This is a genomic window from Aquabacterium sp., assembly GCF_035476535.1.
Classification (GTDB): Bacteria; Pseudomonadota; Gammaproteobacteria; order Burkholderiales; family Burkholderiaceae_C; genus Pseudaquabacterium.
Genome location: NZ_DATILJ010000117.1, coordinates 1 through 15,826 on the forward strand (window position 1 = coordinate 1; position 15,826 = coordinate 15,826).

Consider the following 15,826-nt stretch of genomic DNA (forward strand, 5'->3'; position numbering starts at 1 on the left):
CGGGGGCATGACAGCGCACACCGGCATCGGCGCGTCGCTGCCGCGCAAGGAAGACCTGCGCTTCCTGCTCGGCCGCGGCAACTACGTGGCCGACATCCAGCGGCCGAACATGGCCCATGGCGTGTTCGTGCGTGCTACCCATGCGCATGCGCGCATCACCGCCATCGACACCACGGCAGCGTTGGCGATGCCCGGCGTGCTGGCGGTGCTGACCGGCGAGGATCTGAAGGCCGACGGTGTCGGCGGCCTGCCCTGCGCCTGGCCGGTCAGCGGCAAAGGCGGCACGGCGACGAAAGAGCCACCACACCCGCCGCTGGCCCAGGGCAAGGTGCGCTACGTCGGCGACGCGGTGGCCTTCGTCGTCGCGCAATCGCTGGCCCAGGCGCGCCAGGCCGCCGACGCGGTGGTGGTCGACTACGACGCGCTGCCGGCGGTGGTCGGCGTGCTGGACGCGCTGCGGCCCGGCGCGCCGGCGGTGTTCGACGACATCCCCGACAACGTCTGCGTCGACTGGGAGATCGGCGACCGCGCGGCCACCGACGCAGCGTTCAAGAAGGCCGCGCATGTGGCCCGGCTGAGCCTGGTCAACAACCGGCTGGTCGGCAACCCGATGGAGCCGCGCGCGGCGATCGGCGACTACGACCGTTCGCGCGGCCAGCACACGCTCTACACCACCAGCCAGTTCCCGCACATCGTCAAGCTGCTGATGGGCAACTTCGTGCTGAACATCCCGCAGCACAAGCTGCGCGTGGTGTCGCCCGATGTCGGCGGCGGCTTCGGTGTCAAGCAGTTCCACTATGCCGAAGAAGCGGTGGTGACCTGGGCCGCGCGGCGGCTGGATCGGCCGGTGAAGTGGGTCTGCGAGCGCAGCGAAGGCTTCGTCTCCGATGCCCATGGCCGCGACCATGTCAGCGAGGCCGAGATGGCACTCGACGAGAACGGCCGATTTCTCGGGCTGCGCGTCAGCACCGTGGCCAACATGGGGGCCTACCTGTCGACCTTCGGGCCCAACATCCCGACCAATCTGTACGGCCCGCTGCTGGCCGGCGTCTACACCACGCCGGCGATCCACTGCGAGGTCAAGTGCGTGTTCACGAACACCGTGCCGGTGGATGCCTACCGCGGCGCCGGCCGGCCCGAGGCCACCTTCCTGCTCGAGCGGCTGGTCGACGTCTGCGCCGCCGAGCTGGGGCTGGACCGCGCCGAGATCCGCCGCCGCAACATGATCCCGCTCGATGCCTACCCGTACCAGACGCCGGTGATGATGGAATACGACAGCGGCGACCCCGGCGGCTGCCTGGCCAAGGCGCTGGCCAGCGCCGACTGGGCCGGCTTCGCGGCGCGCAAGCGCGAATCGGCCGCGCGCGGCAAGCTGCGCGGCATCGGCCTGTCGACCTACATCGAGGCCTGCGGCCTGGCGCCTTCGCGCATCGCCATCCGGCTGGGCGTGCGCGGCGGCCTGTTCGAAAGCGCTGCCGTGCGTGTGCACCCCACCGGCCAGGTCACCGTGCTGATGGGCACGCACAACCACGGCCAGGGGCACGAGACCACCTTCGCGCAGGTGCTGTCGCACAGGCTGGGCGTGCCGGCCGACCAGGTCGAAATCGTCTTCGGCGACACCGACAAGGTGCAGTTCGGCCTGGGCACCTACGGCTCGCGCTCGCTGGCGGTCGGCGGCTCGGCGCTGGTCAAGGCCGCTGACAAGGTCATCGCCAAGGGCAAGAAGATCGCCGCGCACATGCTGGAGGCCAGCGATGCGGACATCGAGTTCAGTGCCGGCGTCTTCGCGGTGGTCGGCACCGACCGGCGCAAGACGCTGGCCGAGGTCGCGCTGTCGGCCTACTTCCCGGTGAACTACCCGCTCGAAACGCTGGAGCCCGGGCTAGAGGAGCAGGCCTTCTACGACCCGGTGAACTTCACCTTCCCCTGCGGCGCGCATGTCGCCGAGCTGGAGATCGACCCCGAGACCGGTGTCGTCACGCTGCTGAACTACGTCGCGGTCGACGATGTCGGCACGGTCATCAACCCGATGATCGTCGATGGCCAGATCGTCGGCGGCATCGTGCAGGGCATCGGCCAGGCGCTGTACGAAGACTGCGCCTACGACCCGGAATCGGGGCAACTGCTGTCCGGTTCGTTCCTCGACTACTGCATGCCGCGCGCCGACCATGTGCCGCCGATCCGCGTGCAGACGCACATCACGCCCTGCACGCACAACCCGCTGGGCGCCAAAGGCTGCGGCGAGCTGGGCACCATCGGCTCGCCGGCCACGGTCATCAATGCCGTGGTCGATGCGCTGGCGCACCTGGGCGTCAACCATGTCGACATGCCGGCCTCGCCGCAGCGCATCTGGCGCATCGTCGCCGAATCCGGTGGCGCGGCCGCAGCGCTGCGGTGATCGACGCAGAACCCGGCACGGCAACCGACCCCTCTGATTCGCGGAGACATTGGCATGCACCCCTTCGAATACGTCCGCCCGGCCGACCTGGACAGCGCGGCCACGGTGTTCGGCGCCGCCGACGATGCGCGGCTGCTGGCCGGCGGCATGACGCTGGTGCCGGCGCTGAAGCTGCGGCTCAGCGCGCCGTCCATGCTGCTCGATCTGGGCGGCCTGCCTGAGCTGCGCGGCATCCGCGGTGAAGCCCAGGGCCTGACGATCGGTGCGATGACAACACATGCCGAGGTGGCCGCCTCGGCGGACGTGCAGCGCCTCATCCCGGCGCTGGCCGATCTGGCCGGCGGCATCGGCGATGTGCAGGTGCGGCACCGCGGTACGCTCGGTGGGTCTGTGGCCAACGCCGACCCGTCCGCCTGTTACCCGGCCGCGCTGCTGGCGCTGGGCGCCACGGTGGTGAGCACGCGCCGACGCATTGCTGCCGAGGCCTTCTTCACCGGCATGTTCAGCACCGCGCTGCTGGCCGGCGAGATCGTCACCGCGGTGCACTTTCCAACGCCGGCGGCCGCGGCCTACGAGAAGTTCCGCAGCCCGGCCTCGCGCTATGCCCTGGTGGGCGTGTTCATCGCCCGCACCACGGCCGGCGTGCGCGTGGCCGTCACCGGCGCCGCGCCCTGCGTGTTCCGCGCGGCAGCCATCGAAGCCAGCCTGAACGAGCAGTTCTCGCCCGAAGCGGTGGCCGGCCTGCGATTCCCGCCCGAGGGCCTGAATGCCGACCTGCACGGCGACGCGGCCTACCGCGCCCAGCTGATCGGCGTGCTGACCCGGCGCGCCGTCGCGCGGCTGTGTTCATGACCGCGCCGGGCAGCAGCCTCGCGCGGCTGGCCGCCACCGAGCTGATAGCGGGTTATCAAAGCGGCCAGTTCACGCCGTCGGAGGTGATCGAGGACGTGATCAGCGCGCTGGTAGCCACCGACGGACGCTGCAATGTCATGGTCACCGCCATGTTCGACAGTGCTCGCAGCGAAGCCCGGCGCGCCACGCTGGCCTGGCGCGAGGGCGCGCCGCAGGGTGCGCTGTGCGGCGTGCCGGTGACTGTGAAGGACCTGATCTTCGTCGCCGGCGTGCCGGCACGTGGCGGCGCGCCCGGGTTCGACCGCTTCGTGCCGGATGTGGATGCGGCCGTGGTCTCGTCGCTGCGCCGGGCCGGCGCCGTGCTGACGTGCAAGACCACCACCTGCGAGTCGGGCTACAAGCTCACCGCCGACAGCCCGGTGTCGGGCATCACGCGCAACCCCTGGCACACCGGGCGCACCAGCGGCGGCTCCAGCGGCGGCGCCGCGGCGGCAGTGGCGGCCGGCTGTGGCCCGCTGGCGCTGGGCACCGACGGTGTCGGCTCGATCCGCGTGCCGGCCGCGTTCTGCGGCGTGTTCGGCATCAAGCCCAGCTTCGGTCTGGTGCCGCGGGCACCTGGCTTCTTTCCGCCGGCCTGGGCCTCGCTCGCCCATACCGGGCCGATCACGCGCACGGTTGCCGATGCAGCCCTGCTGCTCGAAGTGATTGCCGGCCACGACCCGCGCGACGTCGCCAGCCTGCCGCTGGGCCGCCGCAGCTATGACGCGACACCCGGCCCGCTGCACGGCGTGAGCATCGCCTTCACGTCCGATTTCGGCTTCGCGGCAGTGGCGCCCGAGGTGCGCACCGCGTTTGCCGCGGCGCTGGTGCGGCTGGCGGACCTGGGCGCCGAACTGATGCCCGACGACGTCGGCCTGGATCCGCAGATCCTGGAGCAGGTGGCCAAGCCCATCGCCTACACCGAACAGGCGGCGGCGATGCTGGAGCGTGATGCGCAGGTGCTGGCGCAGTCCGACCCCGAGTACCGCCAGGTGCTGGCTCAGGGCCGTGCTTACGGCGGCGCCGAGTACGTGAACGCGATGCACCGCCGCACACGCCTGCGCGCCAAGTTCCTGCAGGTCTTCGAGCAGGCCCAGCTGCTGGTGACGCCCACCGTGGCGGTCACCGCCTTCGCCGCCGGCACGCTGGGGCCGGACCGCATCGACGGCCGCGTGGTGGATGCTCACCTGGGCTGGTCGCCGTTCTCGTGGCCGATCAATCTGGCCGGGCTGCCGGCAGCGACCATCCCCTGCGGCTTCGACAGCGATGGCCTGCCGATCGGCCTGCAGATCATCGCGCCGCCGCTGGAAGAAGCGCGCATCTTCCGCGTCGCAGCGGCCTTCGAGGCCGCGCGCGCGGCCAGTTCAGGCCGCTGGCCGGACCCGCCGCCCCGGGCTTGAGGGCAGCGTCGACGAGGCCAGATCGAGCACCGGCACCGCACCGCGGATCGGCGGCATCGGCAGCTCTTCCACGCTGCCCAGGAAGCGCGCCAGGTAGTCGTGCAGCGCCATCGCCGCCGAGGTGGCCGGCCCCGAGGCGCGGTACAGCAGCAGGTCGACCTTGGGCAGCGGCGGAAAGTACTCGTGGATGCCGATCTGCCGCATGCCGTGCACCAGCGCGCTCTTGCACACCACGCTCACCGCCATGCCGGCGAACACGGCAGCCTGAAGCCCGCCGATGCTTTCGCTGACGCAGGCAATGCGCCAGCGGCGCCCGGCCCGCTCCAGCCCCTCGATCGCATAGTCGCGGTAGATGTTGCCCGGCGGCAGCAGCGCCAGCGGCACCGGCTCCTCCAGATGCACGTCCTGCCCCTCGGCTTCGACCCAGATCAGCTGCTCCTGGCGCACCACTTCGCCGCCGCTGAAGCCGGGCATGCGCGTGACCAGTGCAATGTCGACCTGGCCGCGCTGCACCAGGCCGAGCAGCGGCGTCGACAGCGAGCAGCGCAGCTCGACCTGGATGCGCGGGTAGGCCTGGCGGAACAGCGCCAGGATCGACGGCAGCAGGTAGGCCGCGTAGAGGTCCGGCGTGCCGAGCACGACGTGGCCTTCCAGGTCGGCCGACGACAGCCGGGCCTGCAACTCGTCGTGCATCTTCAAGATGGCCCGCGAGTAGCTGAGCACGATCTCGCCCTCGGAGGTGAGCACCGGGCGCCGGCTCTCGGGCTTGAACAGCACGCGGCCGGTCAGCTCTTCCAGGCGCTTCATCTGCAAGGTGATCGCCGGCTGCGTGCGGCCCAGCCGACGCGCGGTCTCGGTGACGCTGCCGGTTTCGACCACTGAGATGAACGAGCGCAGAACGCGCATGTCGACGCTGTAGAAGCTCATGGCGATGCTGCGAGGGCTGGTTGCTTCGACGGAGCTTGCATGCAAGATTCGTGCGGCGGCTGCCTGCCTTGACGCCAGCGGTGCCGGCGTCTTCGGTTGTCATCCGTCGGCAGCATCTGCGCCAGCGGGAAGCTTCAGGCCAAGGCGTCCCGCCGCAGCGCCGGCAAACCGACACCGGCTGCGTCGAAGCCGCCGTCGACGGCCAGCACCTGGCCGTTCACGTAGCTGGCCGCGGCGCTGCACAGAAAGCCTACCGCGGCGGCGATCTCGCCGGTGGTGCCGTAGCGGTTCAGCGGAATGGTGTCGTGGTAGTCGGCGCGGATCGCCGCGGTGTGCACCTGCCTGGCCATCTCGGTCTCCACCGGCCCCGGCGCGATGGCGTTGACGCGGATGCCCACCGTGCCCAGCTCGACCGCCTGTTGCCGTGTCAGGTGGATCAGCGCGGCCTTGCTGGTGCCGTAGGCCACGCGCAGCGTGCTGGCGCGCAGGCCCGAGATCGACGCGATGTTGACGACGCTGCCGCCGCCGCCTTGGCGCATCAGCGGCACGCAGGCCTGGGTGCAGAGGAACGCGCCGTCGAGGTTGGTGGCCATGACCTGGCGCCATTCGGCGAACGAGGTCTCGGCGATGGGCTTGAACACCGCGACGCCGGCGTTGTTGATCAGCGCGTCGATGCGGCCGAAGCGCCTGGCCACCGCCTCGACGGCGGCTTGCACTTGCTGCGGGTCGGCGACATCGGCGTGCACCGGCAGCACGCGTGCGGGGTTGTCCAGGTGGGTCGCCGTGGCGGTGAGGGTGGTGCCGTCGATGTCGATCAGCGCCACGCGGTGCCCGTTGGCCAGGAACCACCGGCCGATCTCCAGGCCGATGCCGCGCGCTCCGCCGGTGACCACCGCGACCGGGGTGCCGATGTCTTCACTCGTCATGCTTCTGCTCCAAGGGGAAGGTCGTGAGGCGAGCGCAGCATTCTGGCCGCACCCCGGCCCCGGTGCCAGCACCGCGATCCGGACACCGGCCTTCCCGGCGTTTCAGGCCGATTCGCTCAGCCGCAGCCGCCAGCGGTTGAGCTTGCCTTCGTCACGGGCATCCAAGTCGGCCACTTTCAGCGTCCAGTTGCCGCCGGCCGCTTCGCCGACCAGGGCCGCCAGCCCGCCGGCCGGCGTGCTGTTCCAGTCGCGGATCAGGTTGTCGGCGTCGCGGCCGCTGCGCTCGTGCACGACGACGCCGCGGCCCGAGGGTGCCACCAGTTCCACCCGCAGGTCGCCGATGTAGGTGTGGGTGATGTCCAGTGCCAGTTCGACGGCGCCGACGCGTGCCGTGCTGGCGGCCACCAGCGTGCGCGTGATGCCTTGTGGGTTGTTGTCGGGGATCGTCGTGCCGGGCGATTCTTCGATCACGAGGGGTTGCGTCGCCTGGGCCGCAACGGCCAGGCTCCAGCCGCGCAACTGCCCGCTGTCGAGGTTGGCGATGTCACGCACACGCAGCCGCCAAGTGCCGGCGATGGTGGCGCCGCGCAGCGTCGCCAGTCCGGGGTTGTCGCTCGATTGCCAGCTGCGCGCCAGGTCGTGCTGGTCGCCGCCGCTGCGGTTGTGCACCATCGCCTCGCGGCCGTCGGGCGCGACCAGCGAGACCTGCAGGTCGCCGATGAAGCTGTGGCGGATGTCGACCGACAGCGTCAGCGCCGAGGCCGTGCCCGCCGCCGCGAGTTGCACGCTGTCGTCGATGCCGGTCGGATCGTTGTCCGGGATATCGATCACGCGGCTGGAACTTGCGCTGCTGCCGCCGCCATCGGGCTGAGGCGCGCCAGCGGCCAGCGCCGCAGCCACCGCGCGTTCGGCATCGACGCGGCCGAAGCCGAACCACGGGCTCCAGCTGCCATCGCCATGGCCGATGTTGGCGAACTCGCCCTGCGCAAAGGGCGCCGCCGGCGACACATCCCAGGTCGGGTTGGGATCGAAGTTCGCCGGCGGCGTGCGCGGGTAGGGCGTGGCGTCGAGGTCCTTGCTGGCGGTGCGGCGCAGCAGCGAGATCACCTCGGCGGCCGACAGCAGCGGGTGCGCCGAGATCACCAGCGCCGCGACCCCGGCCACCAGCGGCGTGGCGCTGGAGGTGCCGCCGAAGGCCAGCGTGAACTGCGTGCCTTCGCCGGTGGGGGCGGCCACGCCCAGGCCGGTGACTTGTAGCCGGCGGTAGGTGTGCGAGTTGTTGGTCGGTGCGCACAGGTCGATGCCGGTGCCGTAGTTGGAATAGTGGCTGCGCCGCGCGTTGCTGGCCAGCGCGGCGATGTGCATCACGCCCGGCAGCGCCACCAGCGGGTTGCTGAAGACGCGCGCGCGCTGCACGCCCACCCACACCGGCACATTGCCGGCGCCCAGCGCCCAGCCGCGGGTGTAGGGCACGTCGACGTTGGTGGTGTGCTGGATCGGGCAGTTCTCGTTGCCGGCCGCCCACAGGAAGACGATGCCGCGGCCGCGGCGGCCGCCGCTGGTGGACAGCGTGGCGATGCGGTCGGTGACGATGCCGGCAAACGAATTGATCGGCACGATGCCCCAGCTGTTGCTCAACACGTCGGCCTTGTCGGCAATCCAGTTCAGCACGGTGAGCAGCTTGGAATCGCTGACATACAGCCCGCGGTCGTCGGATTCCCACTTGATCGGCAGCAGCCGGCAGCCGGGCGCCGCGCCCACGGTCATCACGCCATCGGCTTCACCGGCGGCGACACCGGCACACGAGGTGCCGTGGTTCGCGCCGGGCTGGTACATGCCGGCCGGCGTGGCGTCCGGATCGCTCATCTTGACCAGGCGTTCGTCGCTGAGGTAGGCCCAGCCGGCGAACTTGGTGGGGCTGTTGAAGTCCGCATGGTCCAGGCGGCAGCCGTCGTCGCTGACGGCGATCACCACCTCGGCGCTGCCCAGGTGGCCCAGCAGCTGCCAGGCCTGTTCGCAGCGGGCGCTGGCGCGCGCGTCGAAGGCCGGCTCGGCCGAGCGCAGGTGCAGGTGCCAGGCGGCCTGGTAATGCGCGTCGGTCGGCAGCGTCACGCTGCGCGGCATGCGCTGGTTCAGGTCGTTCTCGGCCCGCTCGACGATGGGCTCGTTCTCGCTCAGCGCCACGACCAGCTTGACCGGGTTGACGCCGGTGTGATCGGTCAGCTGCAGCAGGTAGTTGCGGTCGTCGTAGCGCTGCTTGACGACCAGGCCATGGCGGCCGATCAGCGCGTCCACCTGGTCCTGCGGCGTGCCGGGCCGAAAGCTCACCAGCACGCGGTCGGTGATCAGGAACTCGCTGCCGGTGTCCGCCCTGTCGTAGGCATGGTGGGTCGGCGCGATCTGCCGTGCGGCGGCCATCTGGTTTTCCAGGTCGGCGGCGGCCACGCGCACCCGCGTCGATGCCGCGGACACCTGCTCGGTGTCCCGGCTGGCCAGCGCCGCCAGCGCGGGCTCGTGTGCACGCACGACGAACTGGTCGTCACGCTTGGTCAGGTCCAGCCGTTGGCCGGCGCGGTAGGTGTAGACGGGGGCAGTGGGCATGGTTGAACTCCTGGTGCCGGGGTGGTGAACCTGGGCCCGGCGCACGGCGCCTGTCCAGTGGGGAGGTCATACAACGATGTCGGGCCGCGGTCATCGTCAATGCAAGCGAGGCGGCAGCGCGCGTGCTGCGCCGGCGGCGGCCAGCGCGCGCGGCGACTCGGGCAGGGCGTGTGGTAACTTCCTCGCCCGGTCGCCCAGCCCCCCATGCAACGCCTTCCTGCCCCGAGCCCCCCATGCCGATGATCACGCCGGCCGATGAACAGGCGATGCGCATCGCGCTGGACCAGGCGCTGAACGCCCAGCTGGCCGGCGAAGTGCCGGTGGGCGCGGTGATCATGCGGGGCGGGCAGGTCATCGCCACCGGCTACAACCGGCCGATCACCACGCACGACCCGACGGCGCATGCCGAGATCGTCGCCTTGCGACACGCGGCGCAGCTGCTGGAGAACTACCGCCTGCCCGAGTGCGAGCTGTACGTGACGCTGGAGCCCTGCGCGATGTGCGCGATGGCGCTGATGCATGCGCGCTTCAAGCGCGTGGTGTTCGGTGCCTTCGATCCGAAGACCGGCGCCGCCGGCTCGGTGACCGATCTGTTCGCCGAGCCGCGGCTCAACCACCACACCGAGCTGCTGGGCGGCGTGATGGCCGATGCCTCGGCGCTGCTGCTGCGCCAGTTCTTCGCCGAGCGCCGGGCCTTGCAACGCGCCCAGCGCGCCATGCCCACGGTGCTTGAAGACGATGCCGACAAGGATCCGATCCCGACCGGCGATGCCACCGAACTGCCGGACCCTGACCGGGCCTGATCACTCACTCTGTTGACCTTCGATCCCCCATGACCTCGTTGACCGTGTTTGCCCCCTCGGGCGTGGAGTTGCGCGCACCCGCCTTGAAGCTGGCCCGACAACGGCTGGCCGCGATGGGCTACGAAGTAACGCTCGATGTCAGCGTGCGTGCCCGCCACCAGCGCTTTGCCGGCGATGAAGAAACCCGTCTGGCCACGCTGCACCGCGTGGCCGACGCGGCGCCGTCGATCGCGATGGCCTGCCGCGGCGGCTATGGCCTGACCCGCTCGCTCGACGCGATCGACTGGCCACGCCTGGCGCGCAGCGTCGAGCAGGGCACGCGCTGGGTCGGTTTCAGCGATCTCACCGCGCTGCAGCTGGGCCTGCTGGCGCACACCGGTGCACGCAGCTGGCACGGGCCGATGGCCTGCGACGACTTCGGCCGCAGCGACGAAGCCGGCGGTGTCGACGAGGTCACGCGGGACTGCTTTGCCGAAGCGATGTCGGGTGAGCTGGAGGCAGTGGGCTTTCGCACCGAGGCCGGCTTCGACGGCCTGCAGGCGCGCGGCACGCTGTGGGGCGGCAACCTGGCCATGGTGGTGTCCATGCTGGGCACGCCGCATTGGCCCAAGGTCAAGGGCGGCATCCTGTTCCTCGAGGATGTCAGCGAGCATCCCTACCGTGTCGAGCGCTCGCTGTTGCAGTTGCACCAGGCGGGCGTGCTGGCAGCGCAGAAGGCCGTGCTGCTGGGTGCCTTCACCGATTACCGCAAGTCGCCCAACGACCGCGGCTATTCGCTCAAGCAGGCAGTAGCGCAGCTGCGCAGCGTCAGCAGCACACCGGTGCTCACCGGCCTGCCGTTCGGCCATGTGCCGACCAAGGTGACGCTGCCGATCGGCGCCAAGGTGCAACTGGTGGTGGATGGCCGCGATGTGCTGATCGGCTGGTGAGCCGCGCCGCGCTGGCGCGTCATCGATGCCGACGGTGATCGCAGGTCCCTGCGGGTAGTCGGCTGCGCACGCACCTGTGCGTTTCATCGCCGTGGCGCCTTGCGCCGGCCCCGGGCGGCCCGATCGGGCCGCCGAGATCCTGATAAGGGTCAACGATAGTAGATCGCCCACTGCGGCTCCGTTATCCTGAAAAAAAACGAACAAGCTGGTTTGTTATTAAGACAGTCAGTCCCGCCTGACCCCGCCGATGCAGGCCAGCGTGACCCCGCACCACCCCCACACACCGGAGACAAGACCGTGCGACAAGACAAGAGGACAGCGCCACGCCGGCGCCCCCAGCCCACCCTGCTGGCCGTAGCCGCTGCAGTCACAGCAGTGCTGTTCCATGGCCCGGGCGCGGCGTTCCAGATCGACGTGGGCAGCCCTGACGGGACGCTGCGCTTCGACAACACCGTGCGCTACAACGCCGGCTGGCGCATGGAAAAGCGCGACCAGACGCTGGCCGATTCCTGGGGCCTGCAGGCCGGCGAGTACAAGTTCGACAAGGGCGAACTGATCACCAACCGCGTCGACTTGCTGACCGAACTCGACTTCGTCTACAAGAAGAGCCACGGCTTCCGCATCTCCACGGCCAGCTGGTACGACGCCGCCTACGACAACGAAGTGAAGGGCAATCCTGCCCTGCAGGCCGCCGGCCTCGGCACGGCGTACCCGAACAACCGCTACACCAAGGCGGTGTCGCGCTACTACACGCACTCGGGCGAGATCCTCGACGCCTTCGTGTTCGGCCGTGTCCCGCTGGGTGCCGACATGCCGCTGGACGTCAAGCTCGGCCGCCACACGGTGATCTATGGCGAGGCGCTGTTCAGCCCCATCCATGGTGCCTCGTACTCGCAGGGCCCGGTGGACTTCCGCAAGGCGCTGGCCACGCCGGGCGTCGAAGCCAAGGAGCTGTTCCTGCCGCTGAACCAGCTGTCGGCGCACTGGCAGATCAACGACAAGCTGTCGCTGAATGCGCAGTACTTCCTGGAGTGGAAGCCTTACCGCATCTACGAAGGCGGCACCTATTTCACCTATGGCGATCCGTTCTTCCAGGGCGGCACCAACTACCTCGGCATTCCGTTCAACGGCGACCTGAAGAGCGGGCCCGATGCGATTCCAAAAGACCGTGGCAACTGGGGCCTGAATGCCAAGTGGTCGCCGGACTGGCTGAATGGCACCGCCGGCCTGACGCTGCGCAAGTTCGATGACAAGGTGATGGCCGTGCTCAGCCCCGGCGGCACGTTCTCCGAACTGCACAATGCCTACGCGAAGGACGTGAAGATCGCCGGCCTGAGCTACGCCACGCAGGTGTCCGGCGTGTCGATCGGCTCTGAACTCGTCTACCGCAAGAACACCGCGCTGAACACCGCCTTCGGTTCGGCCGGGCTGGCGCGCGGCAACAGCCTTCACTTCCTGGTCAATGCGCTGGCCTACATCGGCAAGACGCCGCTGTTCGATTCGTCGGTGTTGCTGGCCGAAGTCACCTACAGCAAGCTGCAGAAAGTCGACCCCAACACGGCGGCCTCCTTCAACCACGTCGGCTACAACTGCCCCGTCGGCGGCAAGGAAGCCGGCTGCTCGACGAACACGGCCTGGGGCCTGTCGCTGTCCGCCACGCCGACCTGGTTCCAGGCACTGCCCAGCGTCGACGTCACGATGCCGATCTCGTTCAGCACCGGATTGAAAGGCAATTCGCCGGTGCCCTTCGGCGGCAACGAGAGCAGCGGCCAGTGGAGCCTGGGCCTGGGCGCGGACGTGAAGGGCAAATACAAGTTCGACATCGCCTACACGGACTACTTCGGCCACTACACCGCCGGTCCCAACATCTTCGCGGCGGTGCCCGGCATCGGCCCGACCCAGATGGCCTATTCGAACGGCGGCAATGCGCTGCTCAAGGACAGGGGCTGGCTGTCCTTCACCTTCAAGACGACGTTCTGAGCCTTCGCTAGGAGACATTGCATGAGACACGCACTCACCGGCCTAACGGCACTTATCCTCGGCAGCCTGGCTGCCCCGGCCTTCGCGGCGGTGACCGCCGATGAAGCCAAGATGCTGGCCACGACCCACACGCCCTGGGGCGCGGAGATCGCCGGCAACAAGGAAGGCACGATCCCCGCGCACACCGGCCCCGTCAAGCCGCCGGCGAACTACAACCCGAAAACGCCCGGCCTGCGCCCCGACCCCTACGCGGCCGAGAAGCCGCTGTTCTCGATCGACGCCAAGAACCTCGACCCGCATGCGGCCAAGCTGAGCGAGGGCGTCAAGGCGATGCTGAAGAAGTACCCCGGCTACCGCATCGACGTGTACCCGTCGCACCGCATCGCCAGCTACCCGCCCTTCGTCATCGAGAACATGAAGAAGAACGCGGCCGGCGCCTGCAAGACCATCAAGAACGGCCTGGGCATCGAGGGCTGCTACGCCGGGCTGCCGTTCCCGTTTCCGAAGAACGGCAACGAGGTGATGTGGAACCGGCTGCTGAAGTACGACACCACCGCCTTCTATTCGGCAGACATGAGCGGCCGCGTGGTCGACACGCAGGGCAACATCACCGTCACCGGCGTCGGCGAGATGTGGGCCGAGTATCCGATCTACGACCCCAAGCGCACGACCCCGATCAGCAGCGACGAGACCTTCGAGCGGCTGCGCATCGACTACAACGACCCCGCGCGCAAGGCCGGCGAGAAGCTGATCGTCGTCGACAACATCGACCTGCAGGACAAGGGCCGCCGCGCCTATTCCTACCTGCCGGGCATGCGACGCGTGAAGCTGGCGCCGGACATCGCCTACGACACGCCCAGCCCCACCGGCGGCGGCGCCGGCACCGTTGACGAAGCGGCGGTGTTCTACGGCTCGCTGGACCGCTACGACTTCAAGCTGGTCGGCAAGCGCGAGATGTACATCCCCTACAACAACTACCGCATCCGCGACAACAGTGCCTGCCCGGCGGCCGTGGCGATGAAGACCAAGAACTTTCTGAATCCCGATTGCGTGCGCTGGGAGCTGCACCGCGTGTGGGAAGTGAAGGCCACGCTGAAGGCGGGTAAGCGCCACGTCTACCCGACACGCACGATCTTCTGGGACGAAGACCTGCCCGGCGTCGGCATCTCGGACAACTACGACTCCGCGGGCCAGATCTATCGCGTCACGCACAGCCTGCCGATCTCGTTCTACGAGACCTACGGGCATTCGACCGACGAGTGGGTGACCTACGACCTGGCCACCGGCAACTATGCCCGCCAGCAGGACGTGTCGGGCAAGGGTGGCTGGATTCCGACACCGCTGCAGCCGGATTCGTTCTTCTCGCCCGAAGTGCTGGCTGGCGCCGGCGTGCGCTGAGGCGCCGAACTCCGAAGAGAAACGTCGCCATGGATCACGCGCTGCATCACCAGGTCGAGCCCAGCCGGGAGTACGACCTCGACTTGACCGTCACGTCGGGCACCTGGCCGGCCGGTCTGTGGGGCCACGCCTTCATCATCGGGCCGGCGCAGCCCACGGTGGTGAACTTCTGCTGGGCCGGCTTCGGCATCGTCACGCGGGTGGACCTGGCGCCCAACGCCAACGGGAAACCGCACTGGACCAGCCGCAACGTGCGCACGCCCGACAGCGAGTTGATGTCGGCCGCACTCGGCGCGGTACCGCCAGCCGAGCTGCCCGGCCTGCTGGCCGGCGCGCAGCCGGCCTTCACCAACACCGCGCCGCACTTCCTGGGCGACCGGCTGCTGCTGACTTACGACCGGCAGCGCCCGGCCGAGTTCGACCCGCAGACGCTGGAATTCCGCAGCTACATCGGCGCGGTGGCCGACTACCCCGTCGTCAGCCCGCATGCGCTGTTTCCCGGCGTGCTGACCGTGGGGCACCCGGTCGAAGACCTGGGTGAAGACTGCATGTGGTGGTGCAACTTCGGCCTGGAGCCCTTGGGCCGCTCGCGCACCGACCGGCAGGGGCCCCTGCACGTGGTGCGCTGGAATGGCCAGGGCCCGATCGAGACCTGGTTCGTGCCTGGCGCGGCCATCACGCAAGGCATCCACGAGATTGCCGTCACGCAGGACTACGTGATCTTCACCGAGGTCGGCAACCAGGACGAGCCCGGCGCCTTTGCGGGCCGCGGCCGCACCAAGCCGCACCCACCGTACAGCGACATCTACATCGTCGCCAAGCGCGAGCTAACCCGTGAAAAGCTCGGCAAGGCCGTGCCCTGCGCGCATGCGCGGCTGCCTTACGAATCCTTCCACGAGTTCGCCGACTACCGGCAGGATGGCGACGACATCACGCTGTACATCGCCCACTCCAACGGCTGGGACCTGAACATCGCGCTCGGCGAAACCGACCGCACCTGGCACGGCGGCCGGCCGATCGCGCCCGGGCTGCACGGCTTCCTGCCGCTGCCGGTGGATGCTTCTCCGGTGGGCCGCTACGTGATCGACGGCCGCACTGGCGAGGTCAAGGACACCCAGCTGTTCGTCAACCCCGGCAAGCACTGGGCCACGCTGCTGTACGCGCGCGACATGCGCCGCCCGGCACTGGAGCGCAGCCGCTACCTGTGGCAGGCCTACTGGGGCTACAACCCCGAGATGCTGGTGCCGCAGGCGGTGGAGCTGCACCGCGAGCATCCGTACCGCATCGTGCCGGTGGCGGAGTTGTCGGAACAGCCCTTCCCGTCGACCGTCGCCTGCATCGACCTCGAGACCATGCAAGAGCAGTCGTCCTGGGCCTTCCCGGCCGGCAGCTTTGCGCAGTCGCCGGTGTTCGTACCCGACCGTGCGGGCGGGGAAGAGCAGGGCAAGGGCTGGATGCTCGTCTTCGTGCAGTTCACCGACCACACGGAACTGCAGGTGTTCGACGCGCTCGCGCTCGGCAAGGGACCGGTGGCGATTGCCACCGCACCGGGCCTGAAGCAATCGTTCCAGGT

The 15,826-nt window shown here is 69.3% G+C and carries 11 protein-coding genes; 8 read left to right on the forward strand and 3 right to left on the reverse strand.

Features of this window, described 5'->3' with window-relative positions:
• The first annotated feature begins 7 nt into the window (after window positions 1–7).
• Genes VLK61_RS12050 through VLK61_RS12060 form a run of 3 tightly spaced genes read left to right on the forward strand, consistent with a single transcriptional unit; the run spans window position 8 to window position 4,689 of the window.
• A complete protein-coding gene (locus VLK61_RS12050; protein WP_325421456.1) occupies window positions 8–2,398 on the forward strand; it encodes a xanthine dehydrogenase family protein molybdopterin-binding subunit in 2,391 nt (796 codons plus the stop codon).
• A 54-nt stretch (window positions 2,399–2,452) separates the two neighbouring features.
• Complete coding sequence (locus VLK61_RS12055; protein ID WP_325421446.1) at window positions 2,453–3,250, forward strand: FAD binding domain-containing protein; 798 nt, start codon at window positions 2,453–2,455, stop codon at window positions 3,248–3,250.
• Complete coding sequence (locus tag VLK61_RS12060) at window positions 3,247–4,689, forward strand: amidase (protein ID WP_325421447.1); 1,443 nt, start codon at window positions 3,247–3,249, stop codon at window positions 4,687–4,689. Before VLK61_RS12055 ends, VLK61_RS12060 begins: the two co-directional genes overlap by 4 nt.
• On the opposite strand, the gene VLK61_RS12065 is transcribed toward VLK61_RS12060, so the two are convergent.
• From VLK61_RS12065 to VLK61_RS12075, 3 genes are all read right to left on the reverse strand, one after another.
• Complete coding sequence (locus tag VLK61_RS12065; RefSeq protein WP_325421448.1) at window positions 4,654–5,616, reverse strand: LysR substrate-binding domain-containing protein; 963 nt, start codon at window positions 5,614–5,616, stop codon at window positions 4,654–4,656. The genes VLK61_RS12060 and VLK61_RS12065 overlap by 36 nt on opposite strands.
• Window positions 5,617–5,750: 134 nt before the next feature.
• A complete protein-coding gene (locus tag VLK61_RS12070; protein WP_325421449.1) occupies window positions 5,751–6,542 on the reverse strand; it encodes an SDR family NAD(P)-dependent oxidoreductase in 792 nt (263 codons plus the stop codon).
• 102 nt (window positions 6,543–6,644) lie between these two features.
• Window positions 6,645–9,143, reverse strand: coding sequence for a proprotein convertase P-domain-containing protein (locus VLK61_RS12075; protein WP_325421450.1), 2,499 nt, complete (start codon window positions 9,141–9,143; stop codon window positions 6,645–6,647).
• A gap of 239 nt (window positions 9,144–9,382) precedes the next feature.
• Here VLK61_RS12075 and tadA point away from each other — a divergent pair, with 239 nt between their 5' ends.
• The 5 genes from tadA to VLK61_RS12100 form a co-directional block, all read left to right on the forward strand.
• On the forward strand, window positions 9,383–9,946 hold the full coding sequence (gene tadA / locus VLK61_RS12080) for a tRNA adenosine(34) deaminase TadA (RefSeq protein WP_325421458.1): 564 nt from the start codon (window positions 9,383–9,385) through the stop codon (window positions 9,944–9,946).
• Between the two features lie 29 nt (window positions 9,947–9,975).
• Window positions 9,976–10,875, forward strand: a complete 900-nt coding sequence (locus VLK61_RS12085) for an LD-carboxypeptidase (RefSeq protein WP_325421451.1) — start codon at window positions 9,976–9,978, stop codon at window positions 10,873–10,875.
• Window positions 10,876–11,172: 297 nt separating this feature from the next.
• Window positions 11,173–12,855, forward strand: coding sequence for a DUF1302 domain-containing protein (locus VLK61_RS12090; protein ID WP_325421452.1), 1,683 nt, complete (start codon window positions 11,173–11,175; stop codon window positions 12,853–12,855).
• A 21-nt stretch (window positions 12,856–12,876) separates the two neighbouring features.
• On the forward strand, window positions 12,877–14,253 hold the full coding sequence (locus VLK61_RS12095) for a DUF1329 domain-containing protein (RefSeq protein WP_325421453.1): 1,377 nt from the start codon (window positions 12,877–12,879) through the stop codon (window positions 14,251–14,253).
• A 29-nt stretch (window positions 14,254–14,282) separates the two neighbouring features.
• On the forward strand, window positions 14,283–15,826 hold a 1,544-nt coding region (locus tag VLK61_RS12100; protein ID WP_325421454.1), incomplete at its 3' end, for a carotenoid oxygenase family protein.